Below are 26,839 nucleotides of genomic sequence, written 5' to 3' on the forward strand. Positions count from 1 at the left end.
CTATCTTCCTGAAAACAACTATATTCACCTTTATTGTTTACTAAAATGAAGAATTATACGTATTGAATTTTCGTAGGCACTTTTTGATCCGTATCATGTATTTCAAAGGATTCTCCAACCCCAAAACCTTTTTCTTCTAATACTTGTGATACAGACATACGCGCTAATTCTTTCATGTTATTATCTAAGCTTAAATGTGCTAAATAAATGTGTTTTGTCTCATCTGTAATAACATCAGCCATCGCTAATGCAGCGTCCTCATTACAAACGTGGCCAACGTCGCTTAAAATACGTCGCTTAATGCTCCATGGATAGCGTCCCATACGAAGCATTTCCACATCATGATTGCTTTCAAACACGAAAGCATTTGCTCCCTTAATAACACCTTTCATACGGTCACTTACGTAGCCCGTATCTGTAATAAGAGCTAACTTTCTATTATTGTTATGAAAAGCGTAAAACATCGGTTCCGCCGCATCATGAGAAACACCAAATGATTCAACTTCAATATCCCCAAATGTTTTCACGTCTCCTACTGAGAAAATGAATTTTTGATCAGTTGGGATATTACCTATTAAATGTTCCATTGCATTCCATGTTTTCTCGTTCGCATAAACAGGTAAATCATATTTACGCGCCAATACACCTAATCCTTTAATGTGATCACTGTGCTCATGTGTTACAAGAATACCTGATATGTCATTTATATTCAGTTCAGCTTGTTTAAATAAAGCCTCTGTCGCTTTACCACTTAAACCTGCATCGACAAGCAGTTTTTTTTCATCTGTTCCTACATATAGCATATTCCCTGTACTTCCACTTGCAAGTACACTAAAATGCATGCTCATTCTTTCTCACTCCATTATGTTCTTCCGGCACTTGAGTTTCCCCTAATTCCATAACTTGTCCTTCAATTGCATTCACAAAAAAATCCTTTTTTTGTTCTGTCTTTAAGTTCCATGTTGGAGCAAGCACTTGTATATTAGAAGAAGACTCCGCAAGAGTCGCATATCCAATCTGCGCCTCTTTCACGTGCGTATTTTCTGCAATTTTATTTTTCAAATATATATTTTCTAAAGCTGTTTGAGCAGTAATAATTTCTTGTTCTTTCGTCTTTTCGCTTTCGCCCATTTCCTTCAAATCCGTTAACATTGTTTGTGTATATGAAATAAGCTCATTTTTTTCATTTAAATCTACAACAATCATCGCACGATTATTGTAGAAGATTGGTTTATCTTTATACTTTTGAAAGAAGTAAATTTTTGAGTCCTTTATTGCTCCAAACTCATATTTTTGTCCATCCAGCACATAATTTTTCAAAAACTCATTATACTTATCTTTTGACAATGATTTTGTATTTAAAAAAGGCTCTTTTAATTTACCCTCTATTTGATATTCGTCTTGCACATGCGCTGTCTGATTTTTTAAAGATTGCACATCTTCTTCTTTGAAACCCTTATTTTTTGCCATTATAAATGACTCTTTTTTCGGTTCTTTAGGGAAATTTCCCATAGTAATTTTTTCGGCTTTTAATTGTTGATCGATTTTCGTTTCCGTCACAAGTTCTAATTGATTACTATCTTGCTTTTGAATGAACTGAAAGATAAGAAAGAGGTCTAAAACAAAAAAGGTCACAATAAATATGGTTTTAATTCGATCCCAATCCATTTAGTCCCCCCTCACTCCACTCATATATTTGTTGCTTACCATCTTCTTCACATTTTACATACCATATCGGCTGTAAGACAGCGATTCTCACATCACTGATGGACGGTTCCAATGACATTTTATAACCAATACCAACATCCTGAATTGATTTTTTATCAATTTCTGGATTATTCTCTAATGATGTCATCACTGTACGACCTGATGCGAGAGAAGTTGTTTGTTGTTTACTAGGCAAAGTAATACTGAACTCAAAAAAGGGTCTTTCATACTGCATAATTTCACCTGAACCCCATACTTGTTTTAATTCCGCCATTCCATTTGCATTAAATACAGGCAAACCATCCTCATATAAACGGAATGAAGTTTTCCTCCCATTAATATAATCAAAACGATAGGACTTCAAGGATCCACTATGCCCACTTACAAAGTCAAAACTTTTTTGTAAAATTACCGCATTATCCGTAGATTTATCACCATGTACAGCGGAATTTTTATATTTCAACATTGCATCCGACTTATCAATTTCCATAGAACGGATGCCATCTGTAAATGTTTCCTTTGTTTTCTCAGAAATAGGACTTAAATAACGTGGATCACTAAATAAAGCATTTTTAAATGGATCCACTTCTAGTTTAGCTGTAATATACTCTGCCTTACTTAATTCCGTAATCCCCTCTGGTAAAAAAAGTTTTTTTGTATCATTTATTTGATACTCAAAATATGGTCTTGCTACTGTTATAAGTTGATTTTGAGCATTTATAATATCCTTTATATAAGCACCACTCAATGTTGCTTGATATATTTTATGAGGAGTATCATAGGAAACAAAGCTAACTTTAATTTCTTGGTCCTTACTTCTAGAAGGATCAATTATAATACGATTAAAACTTCTGTTACTTTCTATGTTTTTATCTTTAATATTAGACATATTTTTAATCGTATCTAACGGGATATTTGTAGGAAAAACAAATTCAATTTTTTCTTCTCCGTGTACATAAGACAGAAAATCACCTTTAGGGACTGTCCCCGTTATTTCCTCGAAATTATGTAATTCTCCGTTTTCAAGAATTTTATAGATCGAATCCACATTTTCCTTTTTTTCGCTTACATAATGATTTTTCTCTTTATGAATAACGACAGAGGATGGGCGAACAACCTCCGAAATCTTTATCGTATTTATCTCTTCGTTACCTTGAACGAACTTTGTATTTTGCATAGAAGTAGAATCAGGAACATATGTCCACAAGTTAAAAGTAAGAAATAGACTAATGACAACCAAATTAATTAGAACTATCGTTTTAAAGTTTTCCATACTCATTCCCAATCGTCCTCTTCATCTGTCGCCATTGGCAATGTGAAATAAATAGTTGTCCCTTTTCCTTCCTCACTTTTCGCCCAAACCGAGCCGCCATGTGCCTCAATCATTTCTTTCGCAATGGCTAACCCAAGACCTGTACCACCCATTTGTCTCGAACGCGCTTTATCTACACGATAAAAACGTTCAAATATTTTATCTACATTTTCTTTCGGAATTCCCATTCCTTGATCACTCACACTAATCTCTAATAACTCCCCGCGGTCACGTAGGCGATATGTTACTGTACCACCTTCTGGCGAATATTTTAGTGCATTGGAAATAATGTTATATAAAACTTGTGTAATTTTGTCTGTATCCATATCAATAAATCGAGATTTTTTAGAGAAAGATCGTTTGAAGCTTACATTTTGCTCTTTAGACATTTCAAAACGATCGATAACGTTATTAAAGAAATCAGTAAAGTCGACCCATTCCTTCATTAAGCGATGTTCTGTACTATCTAGTTTAGATAATTGTAACAATGCATTTACAAGCCTGATCATTCTTTCCGTTTCTTCTTGTGTAACTGTTAAAAATTGCGGTGCAATATTGGGATCTTGCCATGCTCCATCAGTAAGTGCTTCTAAGTAACTGCGCATCGTTGTTAACGGCGTTCTTAACTCATGAGATACGTTCGCAACAAACTCACGGCGCTCTTGTTCTATCCGCTCCTGCTCTGTTACATCATATAATACAGCAATTAAACCATTTGCCTTCCCTGTTTCTTTTTGAATAACAGAGAAACTAGCACGTAAAATATATGGTTCATTTCTCGTACTAAAATCTAATAAAACTGAATCAGGCTCTTCATATAAATGATCCAGTGTAAATTCTTCTTGTATTCCTAGCACTTCTAACACTGATTGATCTAGCGCCGTTTCACGCGAAACATTTAACATCTTTTCCGCAGGATCATTTAATAAAATGATATCCCCTTTTCGATCAGTAGCAATTACTCCATCTGTCATATGTGATAAAACGGATGATAATTTTCGTCTTTCACTTTCTGTGGAGGAACGAGCTTGTTGTAATTTTTTAGATAAATTGTTAAAAGATAATGCTAATTGTCCAATCTCATCGTGACTATGCACCTTTACTTTTCGCGAATAATTTCCTTTCGCCATTTCAATTGCTTGTCTTCGCATATCTGAAATTGGTCTCGTAATTGTTTGAGCCAATAAAATTCCAAGTACAGCTGTTACTAATAAAGCAATTACTGTACCCGTTGCGAAAATTTGGTTGATGTCCTTCATTTGTTTATACACATCTTCCATAGATGCAACGATATGAATGACACCAAGTACCTCTCCGCCTGGATCTTTTAGAATAGGGGTAATCATAACTTGAACTCGATGACCTGTATTTCCATCTTTCTCAATCTTTGACTCTGGTTTCTTTTGTACCATTACCCGTTGTACAGCTGTATCTGCTGACGTTCTTCCTACCTTATTTTGCTTAGACCCGTCTGAAATTGCCATTAATTTTTTAGTAGAATCAATTACACTTACTTCTTGAATATCTTTCTTACGATCTGATGCGAATTTTTGAATCGAATCATTAATAGCTTTATCTACTGATTCTGTTTTAGGACGTTCTTTTACAAACTCTTGCTTCAGATTATAAGAAAGTAGATTTGTTTGCTGCGTTAAGGAATCTTGAAAGCCTTTTACAAGGCTTTTTTCTAATTCCCTGACGAAATATACACCAATTACTTGCATTGCTATTAATATTAACAGCATATATATGAGCACAAATTTTAAATGAATAGATTGAAAAAAACCAACTTTCTTCATATACTATTCCTGTTCTGGGTCACGCAAGTAATACCCTACCCCACGTCTAGTTACAATTAAAGTAGGATGACTTGGATTATCTTCAATTTTTTCGCGTAAACGACGTACTGTTACGTCTACTGTACGTACATCTCCAAAATAATCATAACCCCAAACTGTTTGTAATAAATGTTCACGAGTCATAACTTGACCTAAATGCTTCGCTAAATAATGTAGTAATTCAAATTCACGATGTGTAAGCTCAATGCTTTCTTCACGCTTTGTTACACTATAAGCGTTCGAATTGATAACGATTGGTCCAATAACCATTTCGGTATTTTCTTCTTTCTCTGCAGCACCACCCTGCTGATGGCGACGTAAATTCGCTTTCACACGAGCAAGTAACTCCCTCGTACTAAATGGCTTCGTTACATAATCATCTGCCCCAAGCTCAAGCCCTAATACTTTATCAATTTCAGAGTCTTTTGCTGTAAGCATAATAATTGGCATTTCTGAGCTTTTACGTATTTCACGACATACCTCTAAACCGTCTTTTCCCGGTAACATAATATCTAATAAAACCATATCTGGCTGTTCTTCATTTGCTTTTTCAATCGCCTCATCACCATCATGCGCCATTACAATTTCAAAACCTTCTTTTTCTAGGTTGAACTTCAAAATATCCGCAATTGGCTTTTCATCATCAACTACTAAAATTTTCTTTCCCATCATCGTCTATTTCCTCCTTATAAAAATATGATCAATAATCCTCAAACATATTGGTGTTTCTATAGTATGTTCCTATATGACAACAATCTTAGTCTAAGTATTTCTCCTCTATTCTCATAGACTCATGTATCATCCACTTTTACACGGAATCCTATACGATCTATAGAAAAACCTCTAGCTTCAACTGCTAGAGGCTCCTCATTCTATTGTAAAATAACTACCCACATTTGTAAAACTGGACAAAATAAAAAGGATATTAAGTGGGCCCACTTAATATCCTGAGAGTGGCTCGGGACGGAATCGAACCGCCGACACGAGGATTTTCAGTCCTCTGCTCTACCGACTGAGCTACCGAGCCAAAACTATATATAAAACCACTAATGGTGGTATAAACAAAAGTGGCGGTCCCGACCGGGGTCGAACCGGCGATCTCCTGCGTGACAGGCAGGCATGTTAACCACTACACCACGGGACCAAAAATGAACATAAAAAAAACATGACCCGTACGGGATTCGAACCCGTGTTACCGCCGTGAAAGGGCGGTGTCTTAACCACTTGACCAACGGGCCACGAAAAATAAAATGGTGAGCCATGAAGGATTCGAACCTTCGACCCTCTGATTAAAAGTCAGATGCTCTACCAACTGAGCTAATGGCTCATACTCACCAACGTCATATTTTCGTGACGACAAGACATATCATAACATGCTATCTTTCATTTTTGCAATACCTTTTTTTATTTTTTTATAAAAAATAAGAAAAAACTCATAAAAATATGAGTTTTTTCTTAAAAAAATCAATTTTTTATATCAATTAAGCTTCGTATACGTTACGAACGATATTTGTTTGATTACGATCTGGTCCAACCGAGAACATAGATAATTGGATTCCTGTTAATTCAGAAACACGCTCTACGTATTTTCTTGCATTTTCAGGAAGCTCATCCAGTGATTTCACAGCAGTAACATCTTCTGTCCAACCTGGAAGCTCTTCATATACAGGCTCACATTTCGCTAAAATGTTTAAGTTAGCTGGAACTTCATCGATAACTTCGCCATTGCATTTGTAAGCAACACAAATTTTAACAGTTGGAATACCTGTTAATACATCGATAGAGTTTAATGATAAATCTGTTAAACCACTAACACGACGTGCATGTCTTACAACAACGCTATCGAACCAACCTACACGGCGTGGACGACCCGTTGTTGTTCCGTATTCACGACCAACTTCACGAATTTGGTGACCGATTTCATCATTAAGTTCAGTAGGGAATGGACCATCACCAACACGGCTTGTATATGCTTTACATACACCTACAACGCGAGTAACTTTCGCAGGACCAACTCCAGTTCCAACTGTTACACCACCAGCAATTGGGTTAGAAGATGTAACGAACGGGTACGTACCGTGGTCGATATCAAGCATAACACCTTGTGCACCTTCAAATAATACACGATTATTGTTATCTAGTGCATCATTTAATACGACAGATGTATCGCATACGTAATGTGCGATTTGTTGTCCGTATTCGAAGTACTCTTCAAAGATTTCTTCTACGCTGAAACCTTCTGTATCGTACATTTTTTCAAACAAACGATTTTTCTCCACTAAATTACGCTCAAGCTTCTCTTTAAATGCTTCACGGTCTAAAAGATCAGCCATACGGATACCAATACGAGCAGCTTTATCCATATATGCAGGACCGATACCTTTTTTCGTTGTACCGATCTTGTTATCACCTTTACTCGCTTCTTCTAATTCATCTTGTTTTAAGTGATAAGGTAAAATAACGTGTGCACGGTTACTTACACGTAAATTATCAGTACTTACACCACGATCGTGTAAGTATTTCAACTCTTCAAGTAATGCTTTCGGATCTACTACTAAGCCATTTCCGATTACACAAATTTTCTCTTTATAGAAAATACCAGATGGAATTAAGTGTAATTTATATTTAACTCCGCCGAAAACAATTGTATGTCCCGCGTTATTTCCACCTTGATATCTTGCAACTACTTCCGCATGCTCAGAAAGAAAATCAGTGATTTTACCTTTTCCTTCGTCGCCCCATTGTGTTCCTACAACTACTACTGAAGACATTATTAAAGCACCTCCGCAATTTTCAAACGATCTATTCAAACAATATAATTGTACCAAAACAGAAAGAGAAGTCAACCAAAAAGCGAACATTTTTTTATCGAAAAACGTTTTCGTTCGTAAGAATTACATATTCACCTTATGAAAGCCCTATCTTTCATATAAAAAAAAAGAAACACATCTTATTATAAGAAATGTGTTTCTTTTTTATACTGCCTTTATGCGTGCGGTGCATGTCCATCCTCAAAGCGGCGTTCTAAGTTGACGAATTTATTAAATTCCTTAACAAACGCAAGCTCTACTGAACCTACCGGACCATTACGTTGCTTTGCAATGATAATTTCAATTGTATTTTTATTTTCTGTTTCACGATCATAGTAATCTTCACGATATAGGAAGGCTACAATGTCAGCATCCTGCTCGATACTTCCTGATTCACGAATGTCAGACATCATCGGACGTTTATCTTGACGAGATTCTACACCACGAGATAACTGCGACAAGGCAATAACAGGTACTTGCAATTCACGTGCAATCCCTTTTAATGTACGAGAAATCTCAGATACTTCCTGCTGACGGTTTTCTCCTGATTTCCCACTTCCTTGAATAAGCTGTAAATAGTCAATCAAAACCATCCCAAGACCTTGCTCTTGCTTTAATCTACGACATTTTGCTCGAATCTCATTTACTTTAATCCCTGGTGTATCATCAATATATATACCAGCATTAGAAAGGCTACCCATCGCCATTGTTAATTTCGCCCAATCATCAGAAGTTAATGAACCGGTACGAAGTCTTTGTGCATCAATATTTCCTTCTGCACAAAGCATACGCATAACAAGCTGATCAGAGCCCATCTCTAAACTAAAAATCGCTACATTTTCATCAGTTTTCGTCGCTACGTTTTGTGCTATATTTAGTGAAAATGCAGTTTTCCCTACCGATGGACGCGCCGCCACGATGATTAAATCATTTCGCTGAAAACCTGCGGTCATCTTATCTAATTCAGTAAATCCAGTTGGTATCCCGGTAACTTCACCCTTTTGATTATGCAAAAGTTCAATTTTATCATAAGCATCTACAAGAACATCTTTAATGTTTTGGAATGCTTTTGCATTTGTTTGGTGAGATACTTCTAATATTTTTTTCTCAGCCTCATTTAAAAGGCCATCCACATCATCTTCTCGCTCGTATCCATCCGATACAATATGAGTCGCCGTTCGAATTAAACGACGTAAAAGTGCCTTTTCAGCGATGATGCGTGCATAATATTCTACGTTAGCAGCTGTTGGAACAACTTCTGCTAACTCTGCTAGATAAGAAACCCCACCAACTTCTTCTAGTAATCCTTGATCAGCCATCGCTGATGTCATTATTACTAAGTCGATTGGTTCTCCCTTATCAGACAACCCAAGCATGACTTCAAAAATCTTTTGATGTTTCGTTCGATAAAATGAGTCAGGTACCAATAGTTCCGATGCTGACGTTAACGCATCCTGATCAATTAATATGGCACCTAAGACTGCCTGCTCAGCTTCTATATTATGCGGAGGGGTACGATCAGCCATTACATCACTCATGCGCAATCCTCCTTGCTTAATTTATTTTTATTGTTCACTAACATGAACTTTCACTGTTGCTGTTACTTGCGGATGCAATTTCACATTGACGTTTGTATAACCTAATGCACGGATTGCATCATCCATTTCAAATTTACGTTTATCAAGTTTAATCTTGTGTGACTTTTGCATTACATCTACAATTTGTTTACTCGTGATAGAACCAAATAAGCGGCCACCTTCTCCAGATTTCGCCTTTACTTCTACAGTTAATTTCTCTAATGTTTCTTTCAGCTCTTTTGCATTCTCAACTTCTGCTGCTGCATCTTTTTCCTCTTTGCGCTTTTGAGCATCTAAAGTTTTCATACTGCTGTTTGTCGCTTCGGCAGCTAACCCCTGTTTTAGTAAGAAATTATTTGCATAACCGTCTGGTACGTTTTTTATTTCTCCTTTTTTACCTTTACCTTTTACGTCTTTTAGAAAAATTACTTTCATGATTGTGTGCCTCCCTGTAAATAGTCATCAATAACAAATCGAAGCTTCTCCTCCGCTTCATCTACTGTAACATTTTTCATTTGTGTGGCTGCATTTGTTAAGTGCCCGCCACCTCCTAAATTCTCCATAATTAGCTGTACATTCAATTCACCTAAAGATCTACCACTAATTCCAATGAAATTTTCTCCACGTTTTGCAATAACAAACGATGCAATGATACCTGTCATTGTCAATAATGTGTCTGCTGATTGTGCAATAAGTACTTGGTCATAATATTCATCACCATCAACTTTAGCAATCGCAATTCCATTTTTATAAATGTACGCATTTTTAATGGCTTTTGCAACTCGTAAATACTGACCCATATCTTCTTTTAAAAGCTCTTGTACAAGTACAGTGTCTGCGCCATGCGAGCGTAAATAAGAAGCGGCATCAAATGTACGAGCGCCTGTACGGAATGTAAAACTTTTTGTATCAACAATAATACCAGCTAACAATGCCGTTGCTTCTAACATTGTCATCTTTAAATTTTTCGGTTGATACTCAAGTAATTCTGTAACAAGCTCTGCCGTTGAAGAAGCGTATGGCTCCATATAAACAAGTAATGGATCTTCAATGAAATCTTCCCCGCGGCGATGATGGTCAATAACTACTACATTTTCAATCTTGTGTAACAGTTTTTCCTTCATCACCATTGAAGGTTTATGCGTGTCAACAACAACAAGTAATGAATCATCATTTGCAAATTCCATCGCTTGCCCTGGTGTAATAAAATGTGACCATAACTCTTCATTTTGTTTCACTTTATCCATCAAACGTTTGATTCCTTTATCAGAATCATTTTCATCTAATACAATATATCCTTTGCGCTCATTTAATTGAGCTACCTTTAAAATACCAATCGCTGCACCAATCGCATCCATATCAGGAGCTCTATGCCCCATTATAATGACATTACTGCTTTCTAATACTAAATCCTTTAATGCATGCGAAATAACCCTAGCACGTACACGAGTACGCTTTTCAACCGGATTCGTCTTACCACCGTAAAACTTAACTTTACCCGTTGCTTGTTTAATAGCTACTTGGTCTCCTCCTCGTCCTAATGCAAGGTCTAAACCAGATTGGGCCATCGCTCCAAGCTCTGATAAAGGTAAATCACCTGAGCCAACACCAACACTTAATGTAAGTGGTATATTCCTTTTTGATGTTTCTTCACGCACTTGATCCAAAATACTAAATTTCCCTTTCTCCATTTGCGCTAAAATACTTTCATTTAGTACAACGAAGAATCTTTCTGAAGATGCACGTTTCAAATATGCACCATACTTAACAGCCCATTCATTTAGACGTGACGTCACAAGACTTGTTATATTCGTACGTAATTGGTCATCTAATCCTTGTGTAACTTCATCATAGTTATCTAAATAAATAACAGCTAAAACAGTGCGTTGATCTTCATACATCTTTTCAATTTCTGTTTGTTCCGTTACATCAAAGAAATAAATTAGTTTTTCTTCTTTCCTTACAAAAACACGAAACTTTCGATTATTTAAAGAAACTATATCGTCAGAAGTTTCCCCCTTAATAAAAAGGAGTAATGTTTCTGATACATCGTAAAGGTGCCAACCAGCTAATGCATGCTGCCCCAAACATGATGATAAATAAGGATTCGCCCAATCAATCCCATAATCCTTATTGTATAACAAAATACCAATTGGCATTTGGTTAAATGCTTCATTACTCACTTTCTTTACCCTTGTAATCATATCTGTCGTATGTTTTTCAAAATTCCTTTGAAAAGTAAGTTCGAATCGTATAACGAAAAAAAGTACAATACAAAAGATAAAAAAGGCTGATATCCCCATAATTAAATGAAAGTAACAGAGGAGTGAAATTAGCACGAATACAAAAAATGCCAATACGTAAACAGGATATAAAAACCACTGTTTCTTATAAAATTCAGGCATGTATACAACTCCTATAAAGTAAAACTAACTCACTTTCCAGTTAGTTAAACAAATTAAAATAGTGTAAGGAATATTATTTTATTCCCCTATTTTAGAACGCAATGAAATCCCTAAATCAATTATACCTAAGATTGTTACAAGAGGAAACATCATCGGAATAAACATGCAGACAATAAAACTAATAACAGGAACACCTTTAGTAAATCCTTTTCTATGTGCCAAAAAGGCGATAAATGTCAAACCTTGCAGTACGAGCAATAGTGCAAAGATTACATATAGGTTAGAAAATACCATATGTAAATATGATGTTGGTTCTACCTTTATAAAAGTTGCTAACAAAATAAATATGACGTAATACCAAATAATACTCTTTGGCAATTGTATGTCTTTAAATTTAGGCCAAAGTGTTACTTCATGCTTTAACTTTTTCAAAACACTACCTGATATCATAACCGTAATCCAAGAAAGACACACAGAAACCATTACAAGTATACTCGGGAGTATCGTTTGTAATATATCATTCATTTGTGCGAATAAATCTTTTTGTTTCTTACTAACCTGCATACCAGCAGCATTTGCTATCTTTTCACTTTGTACTACACTTTCACTAAACATATTTTGCATTTTCTGTATTAAATCTATGTTGAAAAATTTTATACTCACAACATAAATGAGCATAATACCGATTAAGTATGCAAGTGTCCCTGCTATCAAAATTTCCAACGGCTTTCTTTGTTTTTTATACATGTATCCTAAAACAATACCCGTACACCCAAACATAATTGTCTTTACTAGACCTATCGGTTGACCCACAATAACAGCAATGAAAAATGCTGCTGTAAAAACCACAAAAGCATTAGGTACGCCATATTTTATCGTTAACAATATAAATGGTAACGGCAATACAAATGTTACAACTGTACCCAAAATCGGAACATACATAGATATGAGCAATAACATTGCATATACAGCCAATAACGCTGCGCCTTCGGTAATAAACCTTGCTTGTTTCACATTTTAACCTCTCTTTCAAAAAGAAAAGCATAGCAAAATGCACAGTAGAGTCCGACTCTACTGTGCATTTCATACGCTATTATTCACCAACATATGGTAAAAGTGCCATTTGACGAGCACGTTTAATTGCAACTGTAAGTTTGCGTTGGTATTTCGCGCTTGTTCCTGTTACACGACGAGGTAAAATTTTACCGCGCTCAGAAACGAAACGTTTTAATAAATCAACATCTTTATAGTCAATGCGAGTGATGCCGTTAGATGTGAAGAAACACACCTTACGACGCTTCGCACGTCCACCTTTGCGTCCTGCCATGTCTATTCCCTCCATTCTTTGTTAAAAATAGCCGATTCACACCATTAAAATGGTAAATCGTCGTCCGAAATGTCAATCGGTTGACCAACATTCGAAAATGGATCGTCATTCTTCGTAAATCCAGAGTTACCTTGATTACCTTGGTTACCTGAATTACTAGATTGACCAAATGGGTTAGAGCTTTGGTTACCGAAACCAGCTCCTGATGGTTGCTGATTGAATGAACCACGTTGCTCCCCACCGCCATTACGCGGCTCTAAAAATTGTACGCTCTCCGCAAGAACTTCTGTTACATATACACGTTTACCATCTTGTCCATCGTAATTACGAGTTTGAAGACGTCCGTCTACGCCTGCTAAGCTACCTTTTTTCAAATAATTTGCCACGTTTTCTGCTTGTTTACGCCATATTACACAATTAATAAAGTCAGCTTCACGCTCACCTTGTTGATTCGCAAATGCGCGATTCACAGCTAACGTAAAAGTAGCTACTGCAACACCATTGGGCGTGTAACGTAAGTCAGGGTCCTTAGTTAAACGACCAACGAGGATAACACGATTCATCAATCGAACCACTCTCCCTTATATATCAATTATTTTTCTTCTTCTTTAACAACGATATGACGAAGGATATCTTCGTTGATCTTAGCTAAACGGTCGAATTCGTTAATCGCCTCTGAGTTAGAGTTCACGTTTAAGATCATGTAGAAACCTTCACGTAAGTCGTTGATTTCGTAAGCTAAACGACGCTTACCCCACTCTTTCGTGTTAATGATTTCTGCACCATTGTTTGTTAAAACACCTGCAAAACGTTCAACTAAAGCTTTTTGAGCTTCTTCTTCAACGCCAGGACGAATGATGTACATAATTTCGTACTTTCTCATTACACTTTCACCTCCTTTTGGTCTAAACGGCCCATAATGGGCAAGGAGCAATTAATTTATAGTAATTACTCACGAGTTTAGATTATATCATAGTAAGTTATATGAATCAACTCACCAATACGTAAAAAACTTGGCAAACACATAATATATTTGCCAAGCTCATATCTTTATTTTTCCTAGGAAATATTAAATTAAACGTTGAAGCGGAAGTGCATAACATCTCCGTCTTTTACGATATACTCTTTTCCTTCTAAACGTACTTTTCCAGCTTCTTTTGCAGCTGTCATAGAACCGTTTGTCATTAAATCATCATAAGAAACTGTTTCTGCGCGAATAAATCCACGCTCAAAGTCTGTATGAATTACGCCAGCACATTGTGGTGCCTTCATACCTTGTTTAAACGTCCATGCACGTACTTCTTGCACACCAGCTGTGAAGTAAGTAGCAAGTCCTAATAAATCATATGCAGCACGAATTAATTGATCTAAACCAGATTCTTCAATGCCTAGTTCTTCAAGGAATACTTTTTTCTCTTCCTCGTCTAGCTCAGCGATTTCTTCTTCGATTTTTGCACATACAACGATTACTTGAGAATTTTCATTTGCTGCAAATTCTTTTACCATTTGTACATATTTATTGTCAGAAGGATCCATAATATCATCTTCACTTACGTTTGCTACATATAGCATTTCTTTCGTTGTAAGTAAATGAAGGCCTTTAACAATCTTCATTTGCTCTTCTGTAAATTCAACAGTACGAGCTGGTTTTCCCTCTTCAAAAGCTTCTTTTAAACGAACTAAAATTTCATGCTCATATACAGCTTCTTTATCTTTTTGTCTTGCTAACTTCGCAACTCGTTCGATACGCTTATCAACAGATTCCAAATCCGCTAAGATTAGTTCTAAGTTAATTGTTTCAATGTCATCAATTGGATCTACTTTTCCTGAAACGTGCGTAATATTTTCATCTTCAAAACAACGAACAACTTGGCAAATTGCATCTACTTGACGAATGTGAGATAAGAATTTATTTCCTAACCCTTCACCTTTACTCGCACCTTTTACGATACCTGCAATATCAGTAAATTCAAATACAGTCGGAACAGTTTTTTTCGGTTCTACTAATTCCGTTAATTTATTTAAACGCTCATCTGGTACTTCTACAATCCCTACGTTTGGATCGATTGTACAGAATGGATAGTTCGCAGATTCTGCTCCTGCTTGTGTAATTGCATTAAATAAAGTGGACTTACCTACGTTAGGTAATCCAACAATCCCAGCCGTTAATCCCATATTTTTCACTCCTATGTCTCAATCTTTCATCATTATAGATAGTAACGAAAAAAATGACAAGTTTCCACCAAATGAAAAAAAGCAACGACTGTCTACTGCAGCCGTTGCTTTTTCACTATTCTTCGTGCTTCACAAGTATTTTTTTCACCTTGCGATCAAACTCTCTTCGAGGAATCATTACCGAATGGTCACACCCCTCGCACTTAACGCGGATATCCATTCCCATACGAATAATCTTCCAGCGATTTTCACCACATGGATGGGCTTTCTTCATTTCCACAACATCGTACAAGTTATATTGCTTTTGCTCCATTCTCTAAATCCCTCCCACTATTAAATTGCTTTTTCACTAACTAATTCTTCGCGACTATATAAAACCATACGTGGGTATGGAATTTCAATCCCATGTAAATCAAGACGATTTTTAATCTCTTTGCGAAGAGCCCTCGCAATAACTGCATGCTGCATCGGCTCAACTTCAGCAATAACACGTAATACAACTTCAGACGCTGCCAATGTTTGAACACCTAGCAATTGAGGTGTTGTTACCATTTTCTCATATTTTCCTGGTAATTCTACTAATAAATCTTCAATAACTTGCTCCGCTCGTACTATATCACTTTCATAAGAAATAGATACATCAACAAATGCTACACTATTACTAACGGAAAAGTTCGTTACTTGTACAATACTACCATTTGGTATTATATGAATTTCACCTGTCCAGCTTTTCATCTTCGTTGTACGTAGTCCAATTTCCAAAACAGTTCCTTCAAATTGCCCTATTCTTACATAATCACCTACTGAAAATTGATCCTCTAACAAAATAAATAATCCTGTAATAACATCTTTAACTAAACTTTGTGCACCAAAACCGACTGCTAAACCAATTACCCCAGCACCGGCTAATAGACCTGATGCATTAATATCAAACACACCTAAAATCGCAATTAACATAATGAACATAACAACGTATGCCACAATATTTTCAAGCAACTTCGCTACCGTAACTGTACGACGTTCTGAAATTTGAATCGGCGAACGGCTTCCCATACGAAACGCATTTCGTACAATTGCCCTTGCAACTCGCACAACGATTGCACCAAGTATTAAAATAACGATTATTTTTAGTGACTTCACACCTATATTCGTCCAATCAATGGACTCAAACCATTTCAACGCTAAATCCATGTCCCTCTACCTCTCTAGCTAAAATTTCTTTTTAGTTATCCTTATTATTGTATCAGAACTCTCTCTGATTTCTGAAAAAAATTTATGACTTTAATTCCATTTGTTAACTTCCATTCAGGTATAAAATGAAACGAATATATATATACTAGTACTATTATTTCCATTTTCATTCACAGTTTGTAGAAAGTATGCACTTATAATTTTCCATTTCACACACCATATAACATATTGTGAAAATTTATTAAAAGGATGGGTGCTTCATGAATATTAGAAGTTTTCGCTTACCTTTTTTTGAAAAAGAAACTCAAAATGTTATGCATCATGACTTAGAAGCCTCTGAGACAATCAGTAATTTCTTACTTTCCCATATTCCCATTAAGACTAATATGCCACTCATTCTCGTTTGTATCGGAACAGACCGTTCCACCGGTGATGCACTTGGTCCATTAGTTGGTACTAAACTAGAACAAATTGAAATCAAAAACCTTCAAGTATTCGGCACACTAGACGAACCAATACATGCACTAAATCTAGAGGAAAAAATTCAGAATATACAGAAAGAAAACCCTGCTTCATTTATTATTGCTGTTGATGCATGTTTAGGAAAATCTCAAAGTATCGGTTCTATAACTACCGGAAAGGGCCCCAGTAAACCTGGAGCTGCGATGAATAAGAAATTACCTGAAATTGGTGATTTGCATATTCATGGCATCGTAAATTTAAATGGTTTCATGGAGTTTTTCGTACTTCAAAATACAAGACTAAGTTTAGTTATGAAGATGGCCGATGTAATTGCACAAAGTATAAAAGAAACCGATCAAAAATTATCTGCATTAAAAAAAGCAAACCATCTATAAACAATAAGATGGTTTGCTTTTTAATTTCCCTTTGATAATAATTCTAAAATTCGATTTAAATCTTCTTTATTAAAAAATTCGATTTCGATTTTACCTTTTTCTTTTTTCGTTTCTTTAATTTTTACATCCGTACCAAACTTTTCTCTTAAAAACGTTTCGCGCTCTACAAAAAATATATTTCTTTCTTTTTTCACTTGTTGTGTTTCACGTGAAACACGTTGATTAATTTCCTGGACAATTTGTTCCAATTGGCGAACGTTCAGTCCTTCTTTTTCAATTCGCTTCAATAAAGATTTCAACTGTTCTTCATCTTTTATTGTAAGTAAAGTTCTTCCATGAGCCATTGAAAGTTGACCGTTTGCAATCATATCTTGAACGAATGAAGGGAGGCTTAACAAACGAGTATAATTTGCGATATAAGGCCTGCTTTTACCAAGACGTTTTGCTAATTGTTCTTGTGTTACATTTAGCTCGTTCATTAACATCTGATATGCCATTGCCTCTTCCATAGGATTTAAATCTTCTCGTTGTAAGTTTTCAAGCAAAGCAAATTCCATCATTTGCTGCTCATTTAATTGCCTTACGACAGCAGGCACTTTCTCAAGTCCGGCCTCTTTAGCAGCACGATATCTTCTTTCACCTGCAACTATTTCATATCCTTTAATACTCTTTCGAGCAATTAAAGGTTGCAATATACCGTGCTCTTTAATAGAAGCCGCTAATTCCTGAATCGCTTCTTTATTGAAATATTTACGTGGTTGATATGGATTCGGCCTTAATTCAGTTACTATAATCTCCTGAATTGTTTCTTCTTCTTTCACATCTAAATCTGGAAAAAACACGTTGATTCCTCTTCCTAATCCCTTAGCCACCTGCAATCACTTCCTCTGCTAAATCTAAATATACTTCTGCTCCTCTTGATTTAGCGTCATACTGCATAATTGGTTTTCCATGACTTGGTGCCTCACTTAAGCGAACATTACGAGGAATAATCGAACGATATACTTTATCTCTAAAGTATTTTTTCACTTCATCTATAACTTGAATTCCTAAATTTGTACGAGCATCCAACATCGTTAACAATACACCTTGAATTGCTAAATTTTTATTTAAATGCTTTTGCACAAGTCGAACTGTATTTAATAGCTGACTTAACCCTTCCAGCGCGTAATATTCACACTGTACAGGAATAATAACAGAATCTGCTGCTGTTAATGCATTAATCGTTAATAACCCTAAGGATGGGGGACAGTCAATAATAATATACTCATATTCATCACGAATCGGCTGTAACGCTCTTTGCAAGCGTACTTCCCGGGAAATGGTTGGTACCAATTCAATTTCAGCACCAGCCAATTGAATTGTAGCGGGTAGAACATCTAAGTTTTCAGTTGCGGTTTTCCGTATGGCACCTTGAACATCTGCATCTTCTACAAGAACATTATAAATACATTGATCCAATTCAGACTTTTCAATCCCTACACCAGTCGTTGCATTTCCTTGAGCATCAATATCTACGAGAAGGACTTTTTTTCCTACTTGTGCCAATCCAGCCCCTAAATTAACGGATGTTGTTGTTTTTCCAACACCGCCTTTTTGATTAGCAATAGCAATGATTTTTCCCATGATGTCACCTACTTTCAACCTTTCTTTCTTATTCTAGAAACAATTACGTTTATTGTAACATGAAATAAAAGTTTTTCTTTTACGTCCTTATTAAACTTCAAAATTTATTTCTAAACTCCTTCTTGCTTTAACAAGAAAATATAGTAAAAGAGACCTCTCCAATAGGATAAGGTCTCTAGCACGTAATTATTTTTTCTTCGGAATTTTAATCGTAATTTGATAGTATTCATCAAACTCTTCTTCCGCAGAATTAACATTCAAACCACTATTAGCAACCATTTGTAATGATTGTCTAATCGTGTTCATAGCAATTCTCGCATCTCGACTTACTGCTTTTTGCTTCGCTTTGCGCTTTGGTTTTACTTCTTCTAATAACTTTGCAATTCGTTCTTCTGTTTGCTTTACATTCAATTGCTTCTCCACAATCTCTTGTAAAACCTTCAGTTGTAATTCCTCATTCTTCAAAGGAATAAGGGCGCGAGCATGCCGTTCTGTAATACTTTTTTCTAATAATGCACTTTTGATTTCTTCAGGCAATTTTAATAATCGCAATTTATTTGCGACTGTCGATTGTCCTTTTCCAAGTCGTTGTGCCAATGCTTCTTGTGTTAAATTATGTAACTCAATCAGCTTTTGATATGCCACAGCTTCCTCAATTGCTGTTAATTCCTCACGTTGCAAATTTTCAATTAACGCTACAGAAGCTGTCTCAGTATCATTTAAATTCTTTATTATTGCAGGAACTTTTTCCCACCCTAACTTTGTTGCTGCGCGGAAACGCCTTTCCCCGGCAATAATCTCGTACTTATCATCCTCATACTGTCTCACAACAATCGGCTGGATAAGCCCATGCGTACGAATCGTTAATGCTAGCTCCTCAATACGTGCATCGTCAAAAACTGTTCGTGGTTGATAACGGTTAGGGGTAATGTTTACTATCGGAATTTCCTGTATTTCTTCATATACCTTTTTAGCTATTTCTTCATGGCTTTCGTCTTGTAATTCGAATTCGCTCTCTTTATCTCCAAAGCCAAATAAACGAGAAAACGTATTTTTCATACATATTCCACCACCTTTTAGGCCTATTGACTGTTCTACATAAAATGTTTCCTATGAAACATTTACGTTTTCATTTATATAATTTAATCTTACGTCTAATAAGATTTATTTTTCAATAGGTAATTTATTGGGCGTTCCCGGTTTGCGTGGATATTTCTTTGGTGTCTTGCGCTTTTTCTCGATTAATAAAATATTACGCTCACTTTCTTCAAACGGTAATTGGAACGTAGACATTTCTTTCAATTCTCCGCCAAGTACCTCTAAAGCATATTTGCCATTTTCGATTTCTTCGTTCGCCGCTGCACCTTTCATTGCAATGAATGTTCCCCCTACTTTTACAAGTGGTAAACATAGCTCACTTAATACAGAAAGACGTGCAACTGCACGTGCCATTACAATATCGTATGCTTCACGTACACCTTCTTTTTTTCCAAATGTTTCAGCACGATCATGACAAAATGCAACATCACTTAATTCTAACTTTTGCGCTAAGTGATTTAAGAAATTAATACGTTTTTGTAATGAATCTACAATTGTTACTTTTAAGTGCGGGAAACAGATTTTTAAAGGGATACTTGGGAATCCAGCTCCTGCTCCAACATCACAAATAGAAAATGGTTTCGAAAAATCATAATAAAAAGCCGCTGTAACAGAATCAAAAAAGTGTTTTAAGTATACTTCTTCTTTCTCCGTAATAGCCGTTAAGTTCATTTTTTCATTCCACTCTACTAATGTTTCAAAATAGATTCCGAACTGCTCTAACTGTCTAGAAGAGAGGGAAATACCCTTCTCTTCTAGCATAGATTGAAATTGTTCTATGTTCATCTAGCAATATCTCCTTACTATGTTATTGGTTCGATACTCGTGCAATTTTTCCTTGTTCAATGTAAATAAGCAAAATGGAAACATCAGCTGGATTTACGCCAGAAATACGTGAAGCTTGCCCCATTGAAAGCGGACGAACATCTTTCAATTTCTGTCTCGCTTCTGAGGCAAGGCTAGAAATCGCATCATAATCAATATCCACAGGAATTTTTTTGTTTTCCATTTTCTTCATACGTTCTACTTGCTGTAAAGATTTTTCAATGTATCCTTCGTACTTGGTCTGAATTTCAACTTGTTCCGTAATTTCATCACTTAATGGTACTTCACTTGGTACTAAAAGATGAATATGCTCATATGTCACCTCTGGACGACGTAATAAGTCACTTGCACGTATTCCATCTTTCAATTCACTTCCACCAATACTACGAATTAATTCTTGAACTTCAGGACGCGGTTTAATAAAAATACTCTCTAACCGTTCCTTCTCCTGTTCAATTTGTAACTTTTTATTTGTAAATCGCTCATAGCGATCTTCTTTAATTAAGCCAATTTCACGACCAACTTCAGTTAAACGAAGGTCAGCATTATCATGGCGTAATAATAAACGATATTCTGCACGAGACGTTAATAAACGGTATGGTTCATTTGTGCCTTTTGTTACAAGGTCATCAATTAAAACACCAATATATGCATCAGCGCGACCTAAAATAACTTCTTTTTTACCTAAAGAACGACATGCTGCATTAATTCCAGCCATAAGCCCTTGTCCTGCCGCTTCTTCGTAACCAGAAGTTCCATTAATTTGTCCTGCTGTATATAAATTTTTAATTTTTTTCGTTTCAAGTGTTGGCCATAGTTGAGTTGGTACGATCGCATCATATTCAATTGCATAACCCGTACGCATCATTTCAACATTTTCCAGGCCAGGAATTGTTCTAAGCATTGCACGCTGTACATCTTCTGGTAAGCTCGTCGATAAGCCTTGTACATATACTTCTTGTGTATTACGTCCTTCTGGCTCTAAGAAAATTTGATGACGTGGTTTATCATTAAATCTTACTACCTTGTCTTCAATTGAAGGGCAATATCTAGGCCCTGTTCCTTTAATCATACCAGAATACATAGCTGAGCGATGTAAGTTTTCATCTATTAAACGATGTGTTTCTGTACTTGTATACGTTAACCAACATGGAATTTGATCCATAATAAATTTTGTTGTTTCAAAAGAGAAAGCACGTGGCTTATCATCACCTGGTTGAATTTCTGTTTTACTATAATCAATCGTATTACTGTTTACACGCGGAGGTGTACCTGTTTTAAATCTAACAAGATCAAAACCAAGTTCCTCTAAGTGTTCAGATAATGTAATAGATGGTTGCTGATTATTTGGACCACTTGAATATTTTAAATCTCCCATAATAATCTCACCACGTAAAAATGTTCCCGTTGTAATTACAACTGTTTTCGCTGTGTATTCAGCACCAGCTTGCGTAATTACCCCTTTACATACACCATCTTCAACAATTAAACGCTCTACCAGACCTTGAAACAACGTTAAGTTTGGTGTTTCTTCAATTGTTTTCTTTAATTCATGCTGGTAAGAGAATTTATCAGCTTGTGCACGAAGCGCGCGTACAGCTGGTCCTTTACCCGTATTTAACATACGCATTTGAATATGTGTTTTATCAATATTGCGTCCCATTTCTCCGCCTAATGCATCAATTTCACGAACAACAATCCCTTTTGCTGGTCCACCAACAGAAGGGTTACATGGCATGAACGCTACCATATCTAAGTTAATTGTTAACATTAATGTTTTTGAGCCCATCCGTGCTGCCGCAAGACCAGCTTCACATCCTGCATGACCTGCACCGATTACTATGACATCATATAAACCGGCATTGTATCCCATTGTTTATTCCTCCTAATAACCTCTATCTTACTAAATCATCTCTGATTAAAGTTTTACTTTATTTTCCTAAACAAAATTGAGAGAACAATTGGTCAATTAAGCTTTCATGGATAGTATCACCAGTAATTTCACCAAGTATTTCCCACGCTCTTGTTAAATCAATTTGAACCATATCAATCGGAACACCATTTTCTATCGCTTCAATTGCATCGTTAATTGTTCTTCCTGCTTGTGTTAATAATCCGATATGTCTCGCATTAGACACGTATGTCATATCCGCAGAATCAATTGTTCCTTCAAAGAATAAATCAGCTATTGCCTTTTCAAGCTCATCTATTCCTTGCTCCTCAATTAAAGATGTTGTAATAACACGATTGCCTACCGCTAAATCTGTAACACGTTCCATATCAATTTCTTGCGGTAAATCTGTCTTATTTACAATAACAATGAAATCTTTTCCTTGTACGGCACGGAATAGATCCTCATCTTCATTTGTTAAAGCCTCGCTATAATTCACTACAATTAACACTAAGTCTGCTTGGCTCATCATTTCCTTCGAACGCTCTACACCAATTCGTTCAACAATATCTTCCGTTTCACGAATTCCGGCTGTATCTATAAGTTTAAGTGGTACACCACGCACATTAACGTACTCTTCAATAACATCACGAGTTGTTCCTGCAATATCAGTTACAATTGCCTTTTTCTCCTGAACAAGACTATTTAATAGCGATGATTTCCCAACGTTAGGTCTACCGATAATCGCGGTAGAAATGCCTTCACGTAAAATCTTTCCTTGCTTCGATGTTTCTAATATCTTTGCAATTTCAGCACGGACATGTGTAGCTTTCTCAATTAAAATATTATGCGTCATCTCTTCTACATCATCATATTCTGGGTAATCTATATTCACTTCAATATGAGCTAATGTTTCTAATATTTCTTGACGCAGATGGCCGATTAATTTAGATAATCGTCCTTCCATTTGGTTAATCGCTACATTCATAGCACGATCTGTTTTCGCACGGATTAAGTCCATAACAGCTTCTGCTTGTGACAAATCAATACGTCCATTTAAAAAAGCACGTTTTGTAAATTCACCAGGCTCTGCCAGTCGTACTCCTTGCGCTAAAATAAGCTGTAATACTTTATTTACCGAAACAAGTCCACCATGACAGTTAATTTCTACTATATTTTCACGCGTAAAAGTCCTTGGTGCACGCATAATGGACACCATAACTTCTTCAATAACTTGATTTGTATCTAAATCGACAATATGACCATAATGAATTGTATGAGAAGAAACCTGTGTTAAATCCTTCCCTTTAAAAATACGATCGACTTTCTCAATCGCATCATCCCCACTTACTCGAACAATGGCAATTGCACCTTCCCCAAGTGCTGTGGAAATTGCGGCAATTGTATCAAATTCCATGTCCTTTCACCTCACTTGCTTATTTATCTCTATTTCAACATGAATTTTTTCCGTCACTAAATTATTAGGATACCATAACGAACCTATCTACAAAAGAATAATAACTCATTTTATTATGTCCTTATGTAAAAAACACTAAACTTATTCACAGTGGATAAGTTTAGTGTTTTTTAGTTATCCACATTTATTTTCTCCTCAAAAAAACCGGCACTCAATTGAGTAACCGGTCACTTGGAAGATATTACAACATACCGATGTGGTTCTTTTCCTTCAGAAGTTGTAATGATATTTTGATGATTAGATAATGCTTGGTGAATAATTTTTCGTTCGAAAGAAGGCATTGGTTCTAGAACAACTCTTTTTTTCGTACTCACTACTTGTTTTGCTAATCGATAGGAAAGAGATTCTAACGTATTTTTTCTTTTACTACGATAGTTTTCAGCATCCAGTGTAATACCAATATATTGCTTTGTATTACGGTTCGCAACAAGCTTTGTTAAATACTGTAAAGAATTCAACGTATTCCCTCTTTTACCAATTAAAACACCAATATTTTCACCAGAAATTGTAAATTCAACTTCGCGTCCTTTTACAATTTTTCTAATCTCAACTTCCACACCCATATTTTGAATAACATTTTTTAAATATTCTTCACATTCTTGGATTGGATCTTTTTTCAATACAACTTCTACAACAGCGGGGCGATTCCCAAATAAACCTAGGAACCCCCTCTTACCCTCATCGATAATATTTATATCTACTCGATCTTTCGAAGCATTTAATTGTCTTAAAGCATCTTGTACTGCCAGCTCGACTGTTTGTCCTTTAGCAGTAATCATACTCACTTGCTTGATCCTCCTGCCTTACTAGCCTTAATTTCAGGCCCTTTGATCATATACATTTGAGCGATACCAAAGATATTACCAACTACCCAGTACAATGATAGTGCTGCTGGGAAGTTAATTGCAAAGACTAAAATCATAATTGGCATAAGCCAAATCATCATTGCCATTTGCGGATTTTGTCCAGCCGTTCCTGCCATTGCAAGCTTTTGCTGAATAAACGTCGTAATAGCTGCAACAATTGGAAGGATATAGAACGGATCCGCCTGTCCTAAATCGAACCATAAAAATGTATGTTCACTAATTGCTGTTGTTCTCATAATCGCATGATAAAACGCGAATAAAATAGGCATCTGAACAAATATTGGTAAACATCCTGCTAATGGGTTTACACCATTCTTTTGATATAACTGCATCATTTCTTGTTGTAGTTTTTGCTGTGTTGCTTGATCTTTAGAACTATATTTCTCTTTTAATTTCACCATTTCTGGTTGTAACGCCTGCATTGCTTTCGTACTCTTCGTTTGTTTAATCATTAATGGTAGTAATGCAAAACGAATGATAAGAGTTGTAACAACGATTGCTAAACCGTAATTACTACCAAATAATTCTGCAAAATACGTGATTAACTGAGAAAGCGGGTATACGAAATATTCATTCCAAATCCCAGTGCTTTTCGGTGTAATCGGTTGATTTGTTTCACTACAGCCGGTAGCAATTGCCATTAGCATAATAACCATGGCTAATAAACCTATTTTCTTTTTCAAAGCCTGCTCCTCCTTGTTTCGGTATGTATATAGTGTAATTCATTTCCTTACGCTACTTTTTTATTCTTTTCATACCAGAGCGTTTAAAGACATGAATTAAGCTTTTCTTTAACTCTTCATATGTCATCTCTGCACAAGGCTTCCTTGCTATTATAACAAAATCTTTTCCAGAATCTATCTCATCTTTTAATTCTATAATCGATTGGCGAATCATACGCTTAATTCGATTACGCACTACTGCATTTCCTATTTTCTTACTAACAGAAAGACCAATGCGAAAATGCGGCTGTTTTTCTTTATCTAATTTGTATACAACAAACTGGCGATTGGCATTCGATTGTCCTTTTTGGAAAACAGCCTGGAATTCATCATTCTTTTTTATACGATTTTTTTTCTTCATATCATTTGACACTCCTGTATTTCATCAGCGGAAACTCATTATTATTAGAAAAAAAGACCACTGAACGATCAGTGGTCTACGCAGATAATACTTTTCTTCCTTTACGACGACGAGCTGCTAGCACTTTACGTCCGTTTGCTGTGCTCATACGGCTGCGGAAACCATGTACTTTGCTGCGCTTACGTTTATTTGGTTGGTAAGTTCTTTTCATTATATGACACCTCCCTGAGGAATATCTGTTAAAGACAGTCTAATAAATTATAGTAAATCAAATAGGAAAATGTCAATGGTTCTCGAAATTTTCATCAAATATTCATTTTTAACCTATTCACAAACTTTTTCACAGTACCTATATTTCCTTGTGGATAAATATATTTTCTCTTTTTTGTATCCACAAACTCTTTTTTTACTTTTACACAGTATATCGTATTGTGGACAAGTTTATTCCACAAGGTATTGATTTTGTGGATAACTTTCTTAAATTCATTGCTATAGCTGCTTTTTTTTGATATTATAGTTGTGTTTTCACTTTGAATAAGTTTTCCACACCTTTATTTTATCCACAATTTGTGTATAACATGTGGATAGTTTAAATCACATGTGAGTAAATAGTTGTCCACATGTGTTATTTTGTCGAAAACTCTATCTCGGATACTAACGACGTTTTTATATTTTAAAATACGTTTCGTATAAATATGCATTAGAAGTATTTACAGGTTGTACAATTGTTGCGCAACCTTATTCTTTTACCATCTTTGTAAAGGAGGGACACCT

General features: G+C 35.8%; 27 protein-coding genes and 4 tRNA genes. 1 reads left to right on the top strand and 30 read right to left on the bottom strand.

Annotation, left to right across the window (positions count from 1 at the left end; genetic code table 11):
* Positions 1-53: 53 nt before the first annotated feature.
* The 20 genes from QCI77_RS27645 to QCI77_RS27740 all read right to left on the bottom strand — a co-directional run bounded on the left by QCI77_RS27645 (position 54) and on the right by QCI77_RS27740 (position 16,342).
* On the bottom strand, positions 54-848 hold the full coding sequence (locus QCI77_RS27645) for an MBL fold metallo-hydrolase (RefSeq protein ID WP_002143955.1): 795 nt from the start codon (positions 846-848) through the stop codon (positions 54-56).
* Positions 832-1,668, bottom strand: a complete 837-nt coding sequence (locus QCI77_RS27650; RefSeq protein ID WP_002166372.1) for a two-component system regulatory protein YycI — start codon at positions 1,666-1,668, stop codon at positions 832-834. Before QCI77_RS27650 ends, QCI77_RS27645 begins: the two co-directional genes overlap by 17 nt.
* A complete protein-coding gene (locus QCI77_RS27655; RefSeq protein ID WP_353825743.1) occupies positions 1,649-2,986 on the bottom strand; it encodes a YycH family regulatory protein in 1,338 nt (445 codons plus the stop codon). Before QCI77_RS27655 ends, QCI77_RS27650 begins: the two co-directional genes overlap by 20 nt.
* Positions 2,983-4,818, bottom strand: coding sequence for a cell wall metabolism sensor histidine kinase WalK (walK, locus tag QCI77_RS27660; protein ID WP_002143958.1), 1,836 nt, complete (start codon positions 4,816-4,818; stop codon positions 2,983-2,985). Before walK ends, QCI77_RS27655 begins: the two co-directional genes overlap by 4 nt.
* Positions 4,819-4,821: 3 nt before the next feature.
* Complete coding sequence (gene walR, locus QCI77_RS27665; RefSeq protein ID WP_000971867.1) at positions 4,822-5,529, bottom strand: cell wall metabolism DNA-binding response regulator WalR; 708 nt, start codon at positions 5,527-5,529, stop codon at positions 4,822-4,824.
* Positions 5,530-5,811: 282 nt separating this feature from the next.
* Positions 5,812-5,884 (bottom strand) — tRNA-Phe (locus tag QCI77_RS27670).
* Between the two features lie 41 nt (positions 5,885-5,925).
* Positions 5,926-6,001: transfer RNA gene (locus tag QCI77_RS27675), tRNA-Asp, on the bottom strand.
* A 22-nt stretch (positions 6,002-6,023) separates the two neighbouring features.
* Positions 6,024-6,095, bottom strand: a tRNA-Glu gene (locus QCI77_RS27680).
* Positions 6,096-6,108: 13 nt separating this feature from the next.
* Positions 6,109-6,184, bottom strand: a tRNA-Lys gene (locus QCI77_RS27685).
* A gap of 154 nt (positions 6,185-6,338) precedes the next feature.
* The gene (locus QCI77_RS27690; RefSeq protein WP_002034994.1) at positions 6,339-7,628 is read right to left on the bottom strand and encodes an adenylosuccinate synthase; all 1,290 of its coding nucleotides are present in this window, start codon (positions 7,626-7,628) and stop codon (positions 6,339-6,341) included.
* Positions 7,629-7,843: 215 nt separating this feature from the next.
* Positions 7,844-9,205, bottom strand: a complete 1,362-nt coding sequence (gene dnaB / locus QCI77_RS27695; protein WP_002016457.1) for a replicative DNA helicase — start codon at positions 9,203-9,205, stop codon at positions 7,844-7,846.
* A gap of 27 nt (positions 9,206-9,232) precedes the next feature.
* A complete protein-coding gene (rplI, locus tag QCI77_RS27700) occupies positions 9,233-9,679 on the bottom strand; it encodes a 50S ribosomal protein L9 (RefSeq protein ID WP_002130186.1) in 447 nt (148 codons plus the stop codon).
* The gene (locus tag QCI77_RS27705; RefSeq protein ID WP_353825744.1) at positions 9,676-11,649 is read right to left on the bottom strand and encodes a DHH family phosphoesterase; all 1,974 of its coding nucleotides are present in this window, start codon (positions 11,647-11,649) and stop codon (positions 9,676-9,678) included. Before QCI77_RS27705 ends, rplI begins: the two co-directional genes overlap by 4 nt.
* A 78-nt stretch (positions 11,650-11,727) precedes the next feature.
* The gene (locus QCI77_RS27710) at positions 11,728-12,663 is read right to left on the bottom strand and encodes a YybS family protein (RefSeq protein ID WP_353825745.1); all 936 of its coding nucleotides are present in this window, start codon (positions 12,661-12,663) and stop codon (positions 11,728-11,730) included.
* Positions 12,664-12,742: 79 nt separating this feature from the next.
* Positions 12,743-12,976, bottom strand: a complete 234-nt coding sequence (rpsR, locus tag QCI77_RS27715; RefSeq protein ID WP_000918874.1) for a 30S ribosomal protein S18 — start codon at positions 12,974-12,976, stop codon at positions 12,743-12,745.
* Positions 12,977-13,020: 44 nt separating this feature from the next.
* The gene (gene ssb, locus QCI77_RS27720; RefSeq protein ID WP_000981963.1) at positions 13,021-13,542 is read right to left on the bottom strand and encodes a single-stranded DNA-binding protein; all 522 of its coding nucleotides are present in this window, start codon (positions 13,540-13,542) and stop codon (positions 13,021-13,023) included.
* Between the two features lie 26 nt (positions 13,543-13,568).
* The gene (gene rpsF, locus QCI77_RS27725; RefSeq protein WP_001233782.1) at positions 13,569-13,859 is read right to left on the bottom strand and encodes a 30S ribosomal protein S6; all 291 of its coding nucleotides are present in this window, start codon (positions 13,857-13,859) and stop codon (positions 13,569-13,571) included.
* Between the two features lie 191 nt (positions 13,860-14,050).
* Positions 14,051-15,151 carry a redox-regulated ATPase YchF gene (gene ychF, locus QCI77_RS27730; protein ID WP_002089951.1) on the bottom strand — a complete coding sequence of 367 codons (1,101 nt, stop codon included), beginning with the start codon at positions 15,149-15,151 and terminating at the stop codon, positions 14,051-14,053.
* Positions 15,152-15,266: 115 nt separating this feature from the next.
* Positions 15,267-15,464, bottom strand: coding sequence for a DUF951 domain-containing protein (locus tag QCI77_RS27735; RefSeq protein WP_000436054.1), 198 nt, complete (start codon positions 15,462-15,464; stop codon positions 15,267-15,269).
* 20 nt (positions 15,465-15,484) lie between these two features.
* Positions 15,485-16,342 (bottom strand): mechanosensitive ion channel family protein, encoded by an 858-nt coding sequence (locus tag QCI77_RS27740; protein ID WP_002016466.1) that lies wholly within the window; start codon positions 16,340-16,342, stop codon positions 15,485-15,487.
* Between the two features lie 260 nt (positions 16,343-16,602).
* On the opposite strand from QCI77_RS27740, the gene yyaC reads away from it, so the two are divergent.
* On the top strand, positions 16,603-17,199 hold the full coding sequence (yyaC, locus tag QCI77_RS27745) for a spore protease YyaC (RefSeq protein ID WP_016106800.1): 597 nt from the start codon (positions 16,603-16,605) through the stop codon (positions 17,197-17,199).
* 20 nt (positions 17,200-17,219) lie between these two features.
* Here yyaC and spo0J read toward each other — a convergent pair whose 3' ends face one another.
* From spo0J to rpmH, 10 genes are all read right to left on the bottom strand, one after another.
* Positions 17,220-18,071, bottom strand: coding sequence for a stage 0 sporulation protein Spo0J (gene spo0J, locus QCI77_RS27750; protein ID WP_170935246.1), 852 nt, complete (start codon positions 18,069-18,071; stop codon positions 17,220-17,222).
* The gene (gene soj, locus QCI77_RS27755; protein WP_002016469.1) at positions 18,064-18,825 is read right to left on the bottom strand and encodes a sporulation initiation inhibitor protein Soj; all 762 of its coding nucleotides are present in this window, start codon (positions 18,823-18,825) and stop codon (positions 18,064-18,066) included. The genes spo0J and soj overlap by 8 nt, the downstream gene beginning before the upstream one ends.
* A gap of 186 nt (positions 18,826-19,011) precedes the next feature.
* Entirely contained in the window at positions 19,012-19,884 is an 873-nt protein-coding gene (gene noc / locus QCI77_RS27760; protein ID WP_002016471.1) for a nucleoid occlusion protein, read from the bottom strand.
* Positions 19,885-19,989: 105 nt separating this feature from the next.
* A complete protein-coding gene (gene rsmG / locus QCI77_RS27765) occupies positions 19,990-20,709 on the bottom strand; it encodes a 16S rRNA (guanine(527)-N(7))-methyltransferase RsmG (RefSeq protein ID WP_002016472.1) in 720 nt (239 codons plus the stop codon).
* Between the two features lie 22 nt (positions 20,710-20,731).
* Complete coding sequence (gene mnmG / locus QCI77_RS27770; RefSeq protein WP_353825746.1) at positions 20,732-22,621, bottom strand: tRNA uridine-5-carboxymethylaminomethyl(34) synthesis enzyme MnmG; 1,890 nt, start codon at positions 22,619-22,621, stop codon at positions 20,732-20,734.
* Between the two features lie 58 nt (positions 22,622-22,679).
* Positions 22,680-24,056 carry a tRNA uridine-5-carboxymethylaminomethyl(34) synthesis GTPase MnmE gene (gene mnmE, locus QCI77_RS27775; RefSeq protein ID WP_353825747.1) on the bottom strand — a complete coding sequence of 459 codons (1,377 nt, stop codon included), beginning with the start codon at positions 24,054-24,056 and terminating at the stop codon, positions 22,680-22,682.
* A gap of 227 nt (positions 24,057-24,283) precedes the next feature.
* On the bottom strand, positions 24,284-24,901 hold the full coding sequence (gene jag, locus QCI77_RS27780) for an RNA-binding cell elongation regulator Jag/EloR (protein ID WP_002166368.1): 618 nt from the start codon (positions 24,899-24,901) through the stop codon (positions 24,284-24,286).
* On the bottom strand, positions 24,898-25,665 hold the full coding sequence (spoIIIJ, locus tag QCI77_RS27785; protein WP_002089960.1) for a YidC family membrane integrase SpoIIIJ: 768 nt from the start codon (positions 25,663-25,665) through the stop codon (positions 24,898-24,900). Before spoIIIJ ends, jag begins: the two co-directional genes overlap by 4 nt.
* Positions 25,666-25,717: 52 nt before the next feature.
* The gene (rnpA, locus tag QCI77_RS27790; protein WP_002089963.1) at positions 25,718-26,065 is read right to left on the bottom strand and encodes a ribonuclease P protein component; all 348 of its coding nucleotides are present in this window, start codon (positions 26,063-26,065) and stop codon (positions 25,718-25,720) included.
* Positions 26,066-26,141: 76 nt separating this feature from the next.
* A complete protein-coding gene (gene rpmH, locus QCI77_RS27795; RefSeq protein WP_000831901.1) occupies positions 26,142-26,276 on the bottom strand; it encodes a 50S ribosomal protein L34 in 135 nt (44 codons plus the stop codon).
* Positions 26,277-26,839: the final 563 nt, after the last annotated feature.

This window comes from Bacillus cereus group sp. MG9 (genome assembly GCF_040459995.1).
GTDB lineage: Bacteria > Bacillota > Bacilli > Bacillales > Bacillaceae_G > Bacillus_A > Bacillus_A mycoides.

What these genes read in the sequence shown, in the direction of transcription:
- QCI77_RS27705 (WP_353825744.1), bottom strand. Translation starts at nt 11,649, where the DNA reads ATGCCTGAATTTTATAAGAAACAGTGGTTTTTATATCCTGTTTACGTA.
- rsmG (WP_002016472.1), bottom strand. Translation starts at nt 20,709, where the DNA reads ATGAACATAGAACAATTTCAATCTATGCTAGAAGAGAAGGGTATTTCC.
- rpmH (WP_000831901.1), bottom strand. Translation starts at nt 26,276, where the DNA reads ATGAAAAGAACTTACCAACCAAATAAACGTAAGCGCAGCAAAGTACAT.
- walK (WP_002143958.1), bottom strand. Translation starts at nt 4,818, where the DNA reads ATGAAGAAAGTTGGTTTTTTTCAATCTATTCATTTAAAATTTGTGCTC.
- ychF (WP_002089951.1), bottom strand. Translation starts at nt 15,151, where the DNA reads ATGGGATTAACGGCTGGGATTGTTGGATTACCTAACGTAGGTAAGTCC.
- QCI77_RS27740 (WP_002016466.1), bottom strand. Translation starts at nt 16,342, where the DNA reads ATGGATTTAGCGTTGAAATGGTTTGAGTCCATTGATTGGACGAATATA.
- rnpA (WP_002089963.1), bottom strand. Translation starts at nt 26,065, where the DNA reads ATGAAGAAAAAAAATCGTATAAAAAAGAATGATGAATTCCAGGCTGTT.
- rpsR (WP_000918874.1), bottom strand. Translation starts at nt 12,976, where the DNA reads ATGGCAGGACGCAAAGGTGGACGTGCGAAGCGTCGTAAGGTGTGTTTC.
- mnmE (WP_353825747.1), bottom strand. Translation starts at nt 24,056, where the DNA reads ATGGAATTTGATACAATTGCCGCAATTTCCACAGCACTTGGGGAAGGT.
- walR (WP_000971867.1), bottom strand. Translation starts at nt 5,529, where the DNA reads ATGATGGGAAAGAAAATTTTAGTAGTTGATGATGAAAAGCCAATTGCG.
- QCI77_RS27690 (WP_002034994.1), bottom strand. Translation starts at nt 7,628, where the DNA reads ATGTCTTCAGTAGTAGTTGTAGGAACACAATGGGGCGACGAAGGAAAA.
- noc (WP_002016471.1), bottom strand. Translation starts at nt 19,884, where the DNA reads ATGAAAAATACGTTTTCTCGTTTATTTGGCTTTGGAGATAAAGAGAGC.
- soj (WP_002016469.1), bottom strand. Translation starts at nt 18,825, where the DNA reads ATGGGAAAAATCATTGCTATTGCTAATCAAAAAGGCGGTGTTGGAAAA.
- QCI77_RS27735 (WP_000436054.1), bottom strand. Translation starts at nt 15,464, where the DNA reads ATGGAGCAAAAGCAATATAACTTGTACGATGTTGTGGAAATGAAGAAA.
- rplI (WP_002130186.1), bottom strand. Translation starts at nt 9,679, where the DNA reads ATGAAAGTAATTTTTCTAAAAGACGTAAAAGGTAAAGGTAAAAAAGGA.
- QCI77_RS27645 (WP_002143955.1), bottom strand. Translation starts at nt 848, where the DNA reads ATGAGCATGCATTTTAGTGTACTTGCAAGTGGAAGTACAGGGAATATG.
- QCI77_RS27655 (WP_353825743.1), bottom strand. Translation starts at nt 2,986, where the DNA reads ATGAGTATGGAAAACTTTAAAACGATAGTTCTAATTAATTTGGTTGTC.
- rpsF (WP_001233782.1), bottom strand. Translation starts at nt 13,859, where the DNA reads ATGAGAAAGTACGAAATTATGTACATCATTCGTCCTGGCGTTGAAGAA.
- QCI77_RS27650 (WP_002166372.1), bottom strand. Translation starts at nt 1,668, where the DNA reads ATGGATTGGGATCGAATTAAAACCATATTTATTGTGACCTTTTTTGTT.
- mnmG (WP_353825746.1), bottom strand. Translation starts at nt 22,621, where the DNA reads ATGGGATACAATGCCGGTTTATATGATGTCATAGTAATCGGTGCAGGT.
- dnaB (WP_002016457.1), bottom strand. Translation starts at nt 9,205, where the DNA reads ATGAGTGATGTAATGGCTGATCGTACCCCTCCGCATAATATAGAAGCT.
- yyaC (WP_016106800.1), top strand. Translation starts at nt 16,603, where the DNA reads ATGAATATTAGAAGTTTTCGCTTACCTTTTTTTGAAAAAGAAACTCAA.